Source organism: Amycolatopsis sp. N2S4-7 (genome assembly GCF_058119595.1).
The window spans coordinates 2,859,421-2,873,008 of sequence record NZ_CP172299.1; the positions used below are offsets into that span (position 1 = coordinate 2,859,421).

The window sequence follows — 13,588 nt, forward strand, 5'->3', positions numbered from 1 at the left end:
GGATCACAGCGGGTGGACCGGACCGTTGTTCGTCACGCCCCGCACGTTCGACGGCGCGCCGGCCGCCGGGGGCTGGACGAACCCGTTGATGTGCAGGGCGACCGACCGGATCGACCCGGCGTCGCCGCCGGCCGCGTCGACCACCCCGAACGTCCAGGTGCCGTCCACGGCGGCGCCGGTCAGGCCGGTCAGGGCCTGCGTCGGCCGCCACGTCCCGGTGAACGGCGCGTTGGCCGAGGTCACCGTGCTGAACGCGGCCGCGGCGTTGTCGGCGAAGACGACCTGGCACAGGTTCTTGCCCGAGCTGCCGTTGCGCTGGAACACCGTCGCCTTCGCGCCCGAAGGCGAGGTCAGCGTGCCGACCAGGTCACCGACGTAGGAGTGGTTCAGGCCCACCGTCGTCGAGTTCGGGTCGGTGCTGCACGTGGTGCCGTCCACGGAGAACGTCACCTTGGACGCGCGGCCGACCCCGGTGACCGGGATGGTCACCGACGCGCCGACCGGGCTGTTGTCCGGGATCGCCACCGGCGCGCCGGAGTAGGCGAAGTCCTGCGCCACCGGCGACGGGGTGCCGACCGGCAGCGAGAACGTCGACGTCGTCGGCGAGTGCGCGCCGGCGAACGTCACGCGGGCGTTCAGCACCACCGGCACGCCGAGCTGCTGGCTCGCCGGGACGGTGATGGTGAAGTCGTTCACGCCGGTCTGTCCCGGGCTGATGGTGCCGTAGGACTTGGACCGCGGCGCGACCGTGACCCCCGGGGTCGGGCTGGTGAGCACGACGCTGGTGGACACCGCGGCGCCGTCGCCGTCGTTGGTCACCGGCAGGGTCACCTTGGCGGTGTCGCCCGGGTCGAGCGCCGAGCCGCCGTCGGCCGGGGTGACCGTCGGCTGCTGGGCCACCGCGAGGGGCTGCGGGCTGGCGCCGGTGTAGGCCAGCACCTTGTCCGCGAGGATGACGCCGGCCCCGGTGAAGTTGTCGCGACCCGGGGTCTCGATGTCGATCGCGGTGTTGATCAGCGCTTCCCGCACCTCCGCGGGCGGCAGGCCCGGGTTGCCGGACAGCACGAGCGCGGCGATCGCGGCGGCGTGCGGCGCGGCGGCCGAGGTGCCGAAGAACGGGTTGAACCCGCTCACGCTGGTCGTGACGCCGTCGGCGGCGGTGATCTCCGGCTTGTTCCGGACCTCGCCGCCGGTCGAGGACACGTTGCCCGGGGTGATCGGCGTGCCGTCGGCCTCGTAGAACACGCGGCGCGGGCCGTCGGAGGTGAACCGCTCGGCCTTGGTGGCACCGCTGAACGCGCCCGGGTACGGGCCGGCCGGGTTGGCCGGGTCACCCGGCTCGAGCAGCCGGCCGAACGCCTTGGCCGCCGGGGCCGCCGCGACGCTGAAGGCGTCCCGCGCGGCCGAGTGGCCGACCGTCACGCCCGGGGTGTTGTAGGCCTTGAGGCCGTCCGCCGAGTCGGAGAACCGGCCGCGCAGCGCGGACAGCGACAGGTAGCGGTTCTCGCCCGAGAACTTCACGACGGCCAGGCGCAGGCCGGTGCCGCCGAACGCGGGCGTCTGCAGGATCTCGTACGGGTCCTGCGTGCCGTCCTGGACGTTCTGGCTGAAGCTGACCACCGCGCCCGCGGAGTTGAGCAGGTAGAGGTCGTAGTCGTTGGCCGAGTGCCCGGTCGGGTCCGACCAGTGCAGCGTCACCGGGACGCCGGCCGAGGACGCGTTCGAGATCGGCTCGTAGATCTGGTTGCCCGCCGCGCCGGCGAAGTTGTGCGCGACCCCGGCGAACTTGCCGACCGACTTGCCGGAGTCGACGAAGTCGCCCTCCCAGTGCCCGGCGGTGCCGCTGGCGACGTTGCCCTCGTTGCCCGCCGACGAGAAGTACAGCGCGCCGTCCGCGGTCACGTCGTTCACGGCCTGGGCGATGATCCAGTCCTGGAACGGGGATTCCTTGAAGTAGATGACGTCGTCGACGATGACGTCGCAGTGCGACTCGAAGCGGAGCTTGCGGATGTTGTCCGCGAAGCTGGCGTCGGAGTTGAACGCCGACGCGAAGCCGAGCGCGGCGTGGGGCGCGAGGTCGTGGATGATCTCGAGCATCGCGGTGCCCTCGTCGCCGTCGCCCTCCTGACCGGCGATGACGTCGACGGCCGGCAGCTCGCCCTTGGCCTGCGAGGCGGCGAGGGAGTCGACGCCGTCGGACAGCGCGCACGCCTTGACGCCGACGCCGGTGACGCCGAACTGCTGGCGGGCGAGGTCGGCGTTGTGCGCGCGGTCGCCTTCGCTGGTCAGCGTGGCGGCCGCGGCGGCGCTGCGCTGGGACTTGCTCGCGAGCGCTTTCTGGAGCTCCCCGGCGATGCGGTCGGCCTTCTGCTGCTTGGTTTCGGTCTTGCCCGGCGTCGTGGCGGGCGTGGCCAGCTCGCGGGCGGTCATGGCCTGGTCGGCCTGCTCCACGCGCTGGACGTCGCCGCGCGCGGCGATCTCGCTGACCTTGGCCAGCGGCACTTCGGCCCGGACGCTGCCGTACCGGTCGGACACCGCGCGGATGCCCGCCCCGGCCTTGGTGAGCCCGGCGATGAGGTCCGGCGAGACCTTGCTCGCGCGGATGTCGACCAGGACGGTGCCGCCCGGCGCGACCCCGGGCTGGAGGGCGTTCAGCTGCTTCCCCAGGCCCTTCTCGGCGACCAGCAGCTTGCTGTCCACTTTGGACTCGGCGGCGGTGCGCCCGGCCTTGACCGCCTGCAGGGCGGCGATCTGCTGCTGGGCGACTTCGGTGAAGGCGTCCGGTGTGGACGCGGGGGCGGCCCCCGCGACGGGCGGGGACACCAGGCCGAGCGCGGCGAGCAGTGCCGCCGCCCCGGCTGTGAGCACTGTGGATCTCGATCTCGTGGAACGGGTACGACGCACGTGCGCCCTCCGAATCTCCAGGCGCGTGCCCCGACTCACGCTGACCGACCGCCGGTGATCACCGGCTGGATCCAGCTAAGTACCGGGTGTTCTCCGTAAACATCAGCCGTTCGAGTGACAAAGGACAGATAATTTCCCGAAGGGGCCGGATGGTGTAGGCCGTTCAGCGCAGCGGGGTGCCGATCACCGGACAACGGCCGGACAACGGGCGCCGGGCCGCGGCCGGTCGCCCTGGGCTGTGCAACGGGTGTCCGGGGTCGCGGAATTCGTTACGGCCCGAAGAGCTGTCGTCAGAGGACGAACGAGTCCGACCACGGCTGCGCGGCCCGCCCCGACAGCGCGTCCAACAGCGTCACCGCCTGCTTGTCCGTCAACGACGCCACGAAGTCCACCACCGCCCGCCCCCGGGCCAGACCGCGCACCGCGTCCGCCCCCGTCACGGGCTCCCCCGTCGCCCCGACGAGCAGCTCCGGCGCCGAGCGCGCCAGCTCCGAATACTCCGCGCGGGCCAGCTCCACCAGGTCGTGCAGGCGCCGGGGCAGCCGCGAAACCTCGTCGCGGTCGAGCAGCCACGCGTCGAGCGCGTCGACCAGGCTCGACACCACCCCCGCCTGTCCTCGCTGGTGCAGCGCCAGGTCGGGGCGCAGCAGCACGAACCGGCGGTGCACGAACTTGAGCACCTGGACCTCGTGCCACTGGGCCGGGCGCAGCGAGACGTGGCCGCTGCGGGTGGACGGTGACGGCAGCACGAACACGCCGTCGACCAGCCGGGCCGTCCAGTTCGCCGAGAACGCCGCCGTCGCCTGTTCCGCCTCGATCGAGCCGTCGAACTCGCCCGCGAGGAGGCCGTCGACCAGCTCCGCGCGCACCCGCGCGACCGCCGCGGCGAACGCGTCGTCGTCGACGATCCACGCGTCCTTGGCGTGCATGCGGCGGCGCAGGCGTTCCAGCGAGCGGCCCGGGCGGCGCAGGCCCGCGTGCAGCGTCTCGTCGTCCAGCGCGGCGAGCTCGCCGGCGTGCTCGAGCCACTCCCCCAGCTCCGCCGCCACCGGCGCGTGCTGCAGCACCCCGATGCGGTGGAAGTCCTGCAGGTCGTGGATGGCGTAGGCGATGTCGTCGGCGGTGTCCATCACGGACGCTTCGACGGTCTGCTGCCAGCCTTCGACGCGGCCCGCGAACGCCGCGCGCGCCTGCTCGAAGTCGTCGAGTTCGGTGGCGTAGGCGGAAAACTTGCCCGCGCCGGTGCCCGGCAGATCGCCCGGCTCGCCCGCCCCGCGCGGCGGCACGGCCATCGCGGACGGGTGCGGCGCGGGGTGGTGCAGCCGCAGCCACGGGTACTTCAGCACCGCCGCGCGCACGGCCGTGGTGAGGTCGAGCCCGATCGCCGACGGCCCGCGCACGTCGGTCGTGGTGATGATGCGGAACGTCTGCGCGTTGCCCTCGAAGCCGTCGGCGAGGCCGAAGCGGTGCCGGGCGATGCGGTCGAGCGTCTGCTCCCCGAGGTGCCCGAACGGCGGGTGCCCGAGGTCGTGGGCGAGCGCGGCCGCCTCGGCGACGTCGGGGTCGCAGCCGCCCAGCTTGTCGACGAGGAGGGCGTCGTTCCCGGTGGTGACCCGCTCGGCGATCGCGCGGGCGACCTGTGCGACCTTCAGGCTGTGGGTGAGCCGGTTGTGCAGCAGCCCGGCGCCGCCGGCGCTGACCACCTGCGTCACCCCGCCGAGCCGCGCGAAGAACGGGGACGCGGCGATCCGGTCGCGGTCGATCCGGAAGGGGCTGGTCGCCAGGTCGGTGAACCCGCCGACGTTCGCCACGGGGTCGCGCCGGGCCGCCCGCGGGTCGGTGTGCTCGCTGCCCTGATCCATGCGCCCGACCTTATCCGGCTTCACCCGATCGGCAGACAGGCGCGTGGGTACCCCCAGGTATGTCCCGACCGACGGTCACGACCCTCGCGGTACTCGCCCTCGCCCTGGCCGCCTGCGGCGGCCCGCCCGGCGATTCCGGCACGACGACCTCGACGTCGACGCTGACTTCGACGGGGGCTTCCACGAGGGCTTCGACGTCCGCCGAGGCGAAGCTGATCAAGGTCCCGGACGTGTCCGGGATGAACCACCAGGACGCCCAGGACACGATGCAGCGGGCCGGGCTCTACAACCTGCGCGAGGTCGACGGCACCGGCCAGGGCCGGGCCCTGGTCCTCGACCGCAACTGGGTGCAGACGGGCCAGGACCCGGCGGCGGGCACCGAGGTCCCGGCCGACGCGGTGATCACCCTGACGGCGATCAAGTACGACGACCGCTAGGCCTCCGGCTGCCCGGTGTACGCGGCGCGGCAGCGGTCCGCCTGCGCGCGGGCGACGGCCTCGGCCTCCCCGGAGGCGACGTGCGCCTCGTACCAGGCTTCGCCCGCCGCCGTCACGAACTCGACGCCTTCCGGGGACGCCATCCAGGCCATCGCCTCCTCCGGGTCGACGACGTACGCCGGGTCGGCGGCCAGGTGGCGGACCAGGGCGGTCAGCGCCATGTCCCAGCCGATGCCGACCGCGCCGGGGCCGAACTGCTCCCAGTGGTTGTCGACGTGGGCGACGTGCTCCAGCTCGAACCGCGTGCCCTCGCCCTCCGGGGTCAGCCGGACCTCGATCCAGCTGACGCCGCCGTTGAACTCCCACGTCGCGGCGAAGCTCTTCGGCGGGTCGCAGCGCTCGACGGTGCCGCCCGCGTTGCCCTGCAGCTGGTACCTCCCGCCGACCCGCAGGTCGCCGGACACCGGCAGGAACCACCGCGGGATCCGCTCGGCGTTCGTGCACGCGTCCCACATGTCGTCGACGTCGGTTTCGTAGACCTGGCTGATGGTCATGACGCGCGCCTCCCCCGCGTCGAGCACGCGACGGCCGACCTGACGGCGGACGGCGCTGATCTGGTGGTGGACGTCGATCACGGGTTTTCTCCTTCGGTGAGGCGGCGCTCTCGCTTGCCGCGGGCGATTTCGGTGGCCAGTGCGTCCAGCGGCGGGGTCCAGTACCGGCGGAACCGGTCGAGCCAGACGTCGACGTCCCGCAGCGGGGCGTGCCCGACCGCGTACAGCCGCCGCGTCCCGTCCTGGCGGACGACCGCGAAGCCGTTGTCGCGCAGCACTTTCAGGTGCTGGGACACCGCGGGCTGCGAGATGCCGAACTCGGCCCGGATCACCTCGGTCACCGCGCCGGCGGCCCGCTCGCCGTCGGCGAGCAGCTCGAGGATCCGGCGGCGGACCGGGTCGCCGAGGACGTCGAAGGCGTGCACCCGGCCAAGCTACAAGGTCGTGCTTATATAAGTCAAGGCTGAACAAGTGGCGGGCGTCACGCTGCGTTACTCCGATGTGGGTAACGGGGGTGAACATCAGTCGACATCGGTTTCGTTTCCCCGGGCGACCGGCGACGATCGGGGCGTGAAGTCGCCACGCGCGGTCCGCTTCGCCTTCCAGCCGCTGTACAGCCTCCACACCGGTGGCGTCGTGGCTCACGAAGCGCTGGCCAGGCCGGGCCACGGAACCGTCCCCGAGCTGCTCGCACAGGCCCGCCGCGAAGGCCGGCTCGCCGAGGCCGACCTCGGGCTCGCCGTCGCCGCCGTCCGGCAGGACGCGGAGAACCCCACGGCGCTGCCGCTGCACCTGAACCTCTCCGCCCGCACGCTCGCCGCGCCGACGGCGATGTTCGACGACCTCCTGGCCGAGCTCGGCGACGCCGGGCGCCGCACCCGCGACGTCGTGCTCGAAATCGGGCCGCCGTTCGCGCCGCTGCCCGCCGACCGCGCCCTCGCCGGGATGCGGGCGCTCACCGAGCTCGGCTTCCGGCTCGCGCTCGACGGCCTCGGCCGCGGCGACCTGCCGCTGGGCCTGCTCGCCGAGGCGCCGGTCGACCTGGTCAAGCTCGACCGCACGGTGCTGCGCGGGCTGCCGGACGACCAGGGCGCGGTCGCCGTCGTCGAGGCACTGCTGCACTTCACGAACCGCACCGGCACGCGGCTGGTCGCGACCGGGCTGGAGACCGACGCCCAGCTCGACGCCGTCCGCGGCCTCGGCGTCCGGATCGCCCAGGGCAACCTCCTGGCGCCGCCGACCGCCGCCGGGCCGGCTCCGGCGCTGCTCACCCGCGGGCGCGCCGCGGCCACGCAGGCCGTGGCGCCCTGCGTCGGCGACTTCCTCCGCCCGGCCACGACGTTGCCGGAAACCGCGACGTGCGACGAAGTCCGCGAAGTCCTCGCGGCGGCCGACGCGCCTTCGGGCGTGGTCGGGGTGGACGAGCTGAACCGGCCGCGCTGGTCGGTCGACCGGACGCGGTTCCTGGTCGCCGTCACCGGCCCGTACGGCCACGCGCTGCACGCGAAGCGCCCGGCGGCCCGGCTCGCCGACACCCCGCACACGATCGAAGCCCGCGCCGGCGCGATGGAGTTCCTCGAGCTGGTCACCGACGCCGACTGGGGCCGCACCGGCGACGACGTCGTCGTGGTCGACGAGGTGGGCCGCTGCCTCGGCGTGGTGCTGGTGACCGAGGTGGTGCGCGGCGTGGCCGAGGCGAAGGTCGAGGCTGCGGCGGCACTCAACCCGCTGACCCGGCTGCCGGGCAGCGACACGGTCGCCCGCGACGTCGCCCGCCGGATCACGATCGGCGAGCCGTTCGTCGCCGCGTGGCTGGACATCGACGCGTTCAAGACGGTGAACGACACGGCCGGCTTCGCGGCGGGCGACAACCTGATCCGCGAGCTGGGCGGAGCGCTGACCGAGCTGGCCGGGCAGCTGCGCCGGATGCGGGTCAGCCACGTCGGCGGCGACGACTTCCTGGTCGTCTGCGACGTCGACGAGATCGCCACGGTGGCGGGCGCCCTGCTGGACCGCCACTGGTCCGCGGACGGCATGCCGGTGACGGTGTCCCTGGCGACGCTGGTCTGCGCGAGCGACGCGATCCGCTCGTACCAGGAGGTTTCCCGGCTGCTGGCACCGCTGAAGAAGCGCGCGAAAGCGGTGCCCGGGTCGAGCTGGGTGCTGGGCCGCCCGGGCTCGGACCGCGTGGAGGTCCTGCGCGGCATCGGCACCCGCGGCTTGCAGGCGGCCGCCGGTTAGTCCCGCCGGCGAAGCCGGCCGCCCGCGTAATCCTCGTGCGCCCGACCGCAGGCGGCCGCCGGTTGGCCCCTACCGGCCCAGCGTGAGCTGCGCCTGAACGGCCTCCGCCGCCCAAGCCACGTAGTCCTCGTGCGACCAGCCGCAGACCGCCGTCAGGTGGTCGTAAGCCTCGTGGGACATCAGCAGCCCGATCGCGTCCGCGAGGCGGCCGGGGTCGCCGTCCGGCGGGGTCAAGCCCGCCGCCTCCAAGCGCGCGGCGATCTCCTCGCGGCGGAGCACCGCCAGCTCCGCGCGGACCGCCGCCACCGCCGGGTCGGCCGCCGCCGCGGTGGTGAACGCGCGCCAGATCGGCAACGACCCGCGCACCCCCGCCGCGACCCGCGAGACCACCTCCGGGAGGTCGTCCAGCTCGGCCGCACCCACCACCCCCTCCAGGTTCACCGCGTCCGGATCGCCCGTGAAGCCGTCGCGGAACGCGGCGAGGAGCAGGTCCGCCTTGCGGCCCGTCTGCGTCACGGTCTCCAGGCTCACCCCGGCCGCGGCGGCGATCTGCCGCATGCTCGTGCCCGCGTAACCCCGCTCGGCGAACAGCCGTCCCGCCGTCGCCACCACGTGCGCCCGGGTGCGCCGGGCGCGGGCCTCGCGCACCGGCGACTCGTAACGGCGCCGCGCGCCCTCCGGATCCGGTATGTTCACCAGTACAACGTATCGTCCAATTGAGGGGGTCGCCATGACCCGGGTACTCGTCTGCGTCCAGCCCGCCCGCGGCCACGTCGGGCCGACCCGGCCGATCGTCGAAGCGCTGCTCGCGGCCGGGCACGACGTCACCGTCGTCACCGGGGCGCGCTACCGGCGGAAGTTCGAGGAACTGGGCGCCGGGGTGCGCGTGCTGCCGCCCGAAGCCGACTTCGACGAGACCGACCTCGACGGCACCATCCCGGGCCGGCAGGGGCTGAGCGGCCTGAAGCTCGCCCGCTTCGAGCTGACCCACTTCGTCCGCGCGATGCCCGCCCAGCTCAGCGTGATGGACACCGACGTCGACGTCGTGCTGTGCGACCCGCTCTTCATGGCGGGCCTGGCGCTGGTGCGGCGCGAGCACCGGCCCCGCGTGCTGGTGCTGGGGTTCCTGCCGTTCATGCCGCCGGTGCCGAGCGCCCCGCCGCCGAAGACCCCGGCCGACCGCCTGCGCGGCGCGGTCCTCAAGACGCTCGCGCCGTGGGTGCTCCGGCCGGCGCAGGACCTGGCCGGAGACCTCCTGGGCGCCGACCCCGGCATGCTGTTCGCGGACTGGCCGCTGCACAGCGACGGCGTGCTGCAGATGACCTGCCCGGGCTTCGAGTACCCGCGCCCCGGGGCGCCGCTGCACTTCATCGGCCCGACGACGGTCAGCGCGGCGAGCGAGCACCCGCTGCCGCCGTGGTGGGACGACCTCGACGGCACCCGGCCGGTGGTGCACGTGACGCAGGGAACGGTGGCGAACGACGACCTGGGTCGGCTCGTCGAACCCACGATCGCCGCGCTGGCCGCCGAAGACGTGCTGGTCGTCGCGACGACGTGCGGCACCCGGCTGCGGCCCGGCCCGCTGCCGGCCAACGTCCGGGTGGCCGACTTCCTGCCCTACGACGAGCTGCTCCCCCGCTGCGCCGCGATGGTCAGCAACGGCGGGTACGGCGGCGTCAACCACGCCCTCCGCTACGGGGTGCCACTGGTCGTGGTCGGGGCGAGCGAGGACAAGCGCGAGGTGGCGGCCCGCGTCACCTGGTCCGGAGCCGGGATCGGCCACGCCCGCGCCTCGGCCTCGCCCCGGATGCTGCGGCGCGCGGTCCACGCCGTGGTGACCGAGCCGCGCTACCGGGACCGGGCGCGGGAGCTGGCGGCCGAGATCGCCGCCGGACCGGCGATGGACGAGGTGGTCAAGCTGATCACCACGAGCTGAGCGGGTTACGAACCGTACGCCGCGCGGTAGCCCGCGAACCGCTCGTCGACCTCCTCGGGCGTCAGGCCGAAGTCCTGCAGGCTGTAGCGGTGCACGGGTTTCCGCTCGCCCGTCCGGCTCGCCTCGTGGACCGCCGTCATCGCCGCTCGCGCTTCGGGGGTGCACGTAAGTCCGAAGTGGTCGTACACAGTGGACACCGTGCCGATCGGGTCGGCGACGAAGTCCTCGTACGCCACATCGCAGAACTGCGCCGCGTCGTAGCGGGCCCGGGCCGACCGGAACTCGTCGGCGCCGCGAGCCCACAGGTCGAGCTGCCCACGGCCGATCACCTCGCCGCGGAACTTCGACGACCAGCCGTCCGCGGCCTTCTCGGCCAGGCTGCACATCGACGCCATGATCGTCCGCGGGGCCCGGTGCGTCTGGATCACCAGCGCGTCCGGATACACCGCCATGAGCGCGTCCAGCGCGAAGAGGTGGCTCGGGTTCTTCAGCACCCACCGCTTGCCCGCGTCCGGCAGCCCGATCAGCTGCAGGTTGCGCCGGTGCCGGGCGTAGGCGTCCGTCCAGTCCTGCTTGGCCAGCCAGCGCGAATAGCGCGGCAGGTGCGCGAGGCACTCGAACGACACCGACCGCATCGACTGCCGCAGCAGCTGCCAGCACTCCTCCACCTGGTCGGCGGACATGTGGTGCACGCCCATGAACTCCGGGTGCTCGACGTGGTGGCGCTCGTAGCCGGCCTGGATGCCCTGGAAGATCGGGTTGTCCGCCCACGTCTCCCGCGGCGGCCGCGGCTGCGGGACCTCGGCGAGCCACACCTCGAGGCCTTGGTGCGCGGGGTCCTCGGCCAGCAGCCGGTGCAGCGCGGTCGTGCCGGTGCGAGGCAGGCCGGTGACGAAGATCGGCCGATCCACGGGGACGTCCGCGTACGCCGGATTCTGCTTCCAGGACGCTTCGCTGAGCAGCCGGGCCACGAGCGCGCCGCGCAGCATCGCCCGGTGCACCTTGTTGCCGAACGGCGTGAGCTCCTCGTCGGCCTCGTACGACTCCAGCAGCACGCGCAGGCCTTCGACGTACTCGTCCGGGCCGAAGTCGTCGAGCCCGGTGAGCTTGGTGGCCGATGCGTGCAGGTCCTCGACGGTGCCGACGTCTTCCCGGCCGGGACGCATGAAACCTCCTAGTGGTGGTACTCGCCGCCGTTGACGTCGAGGCACTGCCCGGTGATCGCACGCGCCATCGGCGAGGCGAGGAACACCACGGCGTCGGCGATCTCGTCGGGCTCGGGCAGCTTGCGCAGGTCTATTGTGGACGCCGTCTCGGCGTAGACGTCTTCCGGTGTGATGCCGCGTTCCTTGGCCAGGTAGGCGAAGTACCACTTGAGGTTCGGCGCCCAGATGTACCCGGGCGCCACGGTGTTGACCCGCACGCCGTCCGGCCCGAGCTCGCTCGCGAGGCTCTGCGACAGCGACAGCAGCGCCGACTTCGCCATCTTGTAGGCGCCGAACGTCCGCCGCGAATGCCGCAGCACCGCGGAGTTGATCATCACCAGCGAGCCCTTGCTCTCCTTGAGCGCGGGCAGGAATCCCCGGGTCAGCCGGAGCACGGAGATCGCCGCGGTTTCGAAGCCGGCGCGGACCGCGTCGAGGTCCACTGTGGCCAGATCGGTCAGCGGCGGGACGGCGAACGCGTTGTGCACCACCGTGTCCACCCGGCCGAACGCCTCGACCGCGGCGCTCACCAGGTTGGCGGCGGAGTCCGCGTCGTCGATGTCGGTGCGGACCGCGACGGCGCGCCGCCCGAGATCGGTGACCTCCTTCGCGACCTCGGTCAGCCGCGACTCGGTGCGCGCGGCGAGCACGACGTCCGCGCCGGCCACGGCGCTGCGCACCGCGATCGACCGGCCGAGCCCCGGGCCGATCCCGGAGACGACGACCACCTTGCCCTGCAACAGGTTCTCCATGCTCACCCCAGCATCCGGGCGGCGACGGCGTCCTGCCGGGCCGCGATCCGCGCCGCCCACTGCTCCGGCGTCACGCGGGCTTCCTCGTGGTACGGCAGCCGGTCGGGCAGCTCGTCGACCTTGACGACCTCGACGACCGGGCCGTCGTCCGGCCCGAGGTCCCGGGACAGCCGCTGCCAGCGGATCTGCACGTACCCGCGGTCGTGGCCGGTCCGCTCCAGCCAGTTCGCCACGCCGGGGTCGCGCTCGCTGATCACGAACCGGAGCTTGCCGTCGGGATCGACGCGGGCCTGGTCGGCGGTGAGGCTCGTCTGGTGGTTGATGTAGTCGAGCGAGACGTACCAGAGGCTGCCGAGCTGGATGCCCTGGTACGGCGCGTCCGCGCAGCGCGGCACAGTGACGATCATCGCCTCTTCGTCGCCGAGCTCGTAGTGCCCGGCCGAGGAGAACTGCGTGGTCAGCCCACCCGGCGTCGACCGCGGCTCGGTCATCGTGTTCACCGGCAGGTTGTCGTAGAACCACTTCGGGAAGGCCAGGAACGTCTTGAGCCGGCTCAGCAGGATCTTGCCCGTGACGCCGTAGCGCTTGGCCAGCGCGGAGCGGTCCGGCACCGGCGGCGCCTGCCCGGCGGTGCCGACGCACCGGATGCGGATCTCGCCGCGCTTCTCGGTCGCCCAGTCGCTGTGGACCTCGCGGACGACCAGCATCGACGAGCCCTGGCCCAGGGTGAAGTAGTTCGGGCCGGGGTTCTCGCGCGCCGGGCCGAAGCGCAGCTCGAAGCGGCCGTCCTCGCCGATTTCGATGGCGCGGTCGTCGAACGCGGCGAGGCTGTCGGGCACCTCCACCGGCGAGTAGTCGCCGTTGAGGATCTGGAAGCTCAGGTCGGCGGTGGTCCCGCGGACGCCGGTGACCAGGTACTCGCGGTCGTCGCGGATGTTCGCGTTGAAGTACAGCGTGTCCGGGTTGTCCAGGCCCATCTTCGTGTACGGCCCGGTGGACGCGGTGAAGTACGGGAAGTCGCGCTGGTAGGCCCAGGCCATCTGCAGCGACGCCCGGATGCTCCCGGCGAGGTAGTCGTAGCCCTCCAGCAGACCCTGCTCGGTCTGTGCCGGCGGGGCCTGCGCGATCAGCTTCTCGGCCTCGACGATGGCGTCGGCGAACGGCCGCGTCAACGAGAACTCGTTCTCGATCATGCCGGGACGGCCCAGCGGTTCGCGAGCAGCCGGAAGCCCGGGGTGTCCGCCCACGAGAGCATCGACTCGTAGGTGCGGACGTACCCGATGTGCGACATCCGCCAGGCGCCGTCGGCCTCGCGGCGGTAGGTGTCCTCGTAGAACGCGGCACCCTCGATGATCACCTTGTGGTCGGGCACGATGACCTTGTCGGTGAACGACCACCGCCCGGTCGCGGTGTCGCCGTCGACGTCGATCTCGGGCTGACCTGCGTGGTGCACGGTGATGATGCCGTTGCCGAGGCTCTCGGTGAGGAACGCGACGATGGCGTCACGCCCCTCGAAGTGCTTCCCGTCCTCACCGGTGGCGCGGGTCCCGTAGTCGGCCGTGGCGTCGGCGGTGAAGGTGTCGGCCACCTCGTCCCACAGCTTCAGGTCCACCCCGCGCAGGTACCGGTACTTCAGCCGGCGGATCTCTTCGAGTACGACCAGGTCCATGTCCCCAGGGTCCCGCACCGCTTGACCG

The 13,588-nt window shown here is 72.9% G+C and carries 12 protein-coding genes; 3 read left to right on the forward strand and 9 right to left on the reverse strand.

Annotation, left to right across the window (positions count from 1 at the left end; all coding sequences use genetic code 11):
* Positions 1-3: 3 nt before the first annotated feature.
* Both ACH54P_RS13240 and ACH54P_RS13245 read right to left on the reverse strand, forming a co-directional pair.
* Positions 4-2,868, reverse strand: coding sequence for a S8 family serine peptidase (locus ACH54P_RS13240; protein ID WP_489912675.1), 2,865 nt, complete (start codon positions 2,866-2,868; stop codon positions 4-6).
* A gap of 326 nt (positions 2,869-3,194) precedes the next feature.
* On the reverse strand, positions 3,195-4,766 hold the full coding sequence (locus ACH54P_RS13245) for a deoxyguanosinetriphosphate triphosphohydrolase family protein (protein ID WP_489912676.1): 1,572 nt from the start codon (positions 4,764-4,766) through the stop codon (positions 3,195-3,197).
* A 59-nt stretch (positions 4,767-4,825) separates the two neighbouring features.
* Between ACH54P_RS13245 and ACH54P_RS13250 the strand changes: the two genes are divergently transcribed.
* Positions 4,826-5,203 carry a PASTA domain-containing protein gene (locus tag ACH54P_RS13250; protein WP_489912677.1) on the forward strand — a complete coding sequence of 126 codons (378 nt, stop codon included), beginning with the start codon at positions 4,826-4,828 and terminating at the stop codon, positions 5,201-5,203.
* Here ACH54P_RS13250 and ACH54P_RS13255 read toward each other — a convergent pair.
* Both ACH54P_RS13255 and ACH54P_RS13260 read right to left on the reverse strand, forming a co-directional pair.
* A complete protein-coding gene (locus ACH54P_RS13255) occupies positions 5,200-5,838 on the reverse strand; it encodes an SRPBCC family protein (RefSeq protein WP_489912678.1) in 639 nt (212 codons plus the stop codon). The genes ACH54P_RS13250 and ACH54P_RS13255 overlap by 4 nt on opposite strands.
* A complete protein-coding gene (locus tag ACH54P_RS13260) occupies positions 5,835-6,182 on the reverse strand; it encodes an ArsR/SmtB family transcription factor (RefSeq protein WP_489912679.1) in 348 nt (115 codons plus the stop codon). The genes ACH54P_RS13255 and ACH54P_RS13260 overlap by 4 nt, the downstream gene beginning before the upstream one ends.
* A 145-nt stretch (positions 6,183-6,327) precedes the next feature.
* Here ACH54P_RS13260 and ACH54P_RS13265 point away from each other — a divergent pair, with 145 nt between their 5' ends.
* Positions 6,328-7,998 (forward strand): GGDEF domain-containing protein, encoded by a 1,671-nt coding sequence (locus ACH54P_RS13265; protein WP_489912680.1) that lies wholly within the window; start codon positions 6,328-6,330, stop codon positions 7,996-7,998.
* Between the two features lie 69 nt (positions 7,999-8,067).
* Here the strand turns inward: ACH54P_RS13265 and ACH54P_RS13270 are convergent, their stop codons facing one another.
* Entirely contained in the window at positions 8,068-8,694 is a 627-nt protein-coding gene (locus ACH54P_RS13270) for a TetR/AcrR family transcriptional regulator (protein WP_489912681.1), read from the reverse strand.
* A 34-nt stretch (positions 8,695-8,728) separates the two neighbouring features.
* On the opposite strand from ACH54P_RS13270, the gene ACH54P_RS13275 reads away from it, so the two are divergent.
* A complete protein-coding gene (locus ACH54P_RS13275; RefSeq protein WP_489912682.1) occupies positions 8,729-9,934 on the forward strand; it encodes a glycosyltransferase in 1,206 nt (401 codons plus the stop codon).
* Positions 9,935-9,939: 5 nt separating this feature from the next.
* On the opposite strand, the gene ACH54P_RS13280 is transcribed toward ACH54P_RS13275, so the two are convergent.
* The 4 genes from ACH54P_RS13280 to ACH54P_RS13295 are packed head-to-tail and all read right to left on the reverse strand — an operon-like array spanning position 9,940 to position 13,560.
* Positions 9,940-11,100: a sulfotransferase family protein gene (locus ACH54P_RS13280; protein WP_489912683.1), complete on the reverse strand. Its 1,161-nt coding sequence runs from the start codon at positions 11,098-11,100 to the stop codon at positions 9,940-9,942.
* An 8-nt stretch (positions 11,101-11,108) separates the two neighbouring features.
* On the reverse strand, positions 11,109-11,891 hold the full coding sequence (locus ACH54P_RS13285) for an SDR family oxidoreductase (RefSeq protein ID WP_489912684.1): 783 nt from the start codon (positions 11,889-11,891) through the stop codon (positions 11,109-11,111).
* A 2-nt stretch (positions 11,892-11,893) separates the two neighbouring features.
* Positions 11,894-13,084: a hypothetical protein gene (locus ACH54P_RS13290; RefSeq protein WP_489912685.1), complete on the reverse strand. Its 1,191-nt coding sequence runs from the start codon at positions 13,082-13,084 to the stop codon at positions 11,894-11,896.
* Positions 13,081-13,560 (reverse strand): nuclear transport factor 2 family protein, encoded by a 480-nt coding sequence (locus ACH54P_RS13295; RefSeq protein ID WP_489912686.1) that lies wholly within the window; start codon positions 13,558-13,560, stop codon positions 13,081-13,083. The genes ACH54P_RS13290 and ACH54P_RS13295 overlap by 4 nt, the downstream gene beginning before the upstream one ends.
* Positions 13,561-13,588 lie beyond the last annotated feature (28 nt).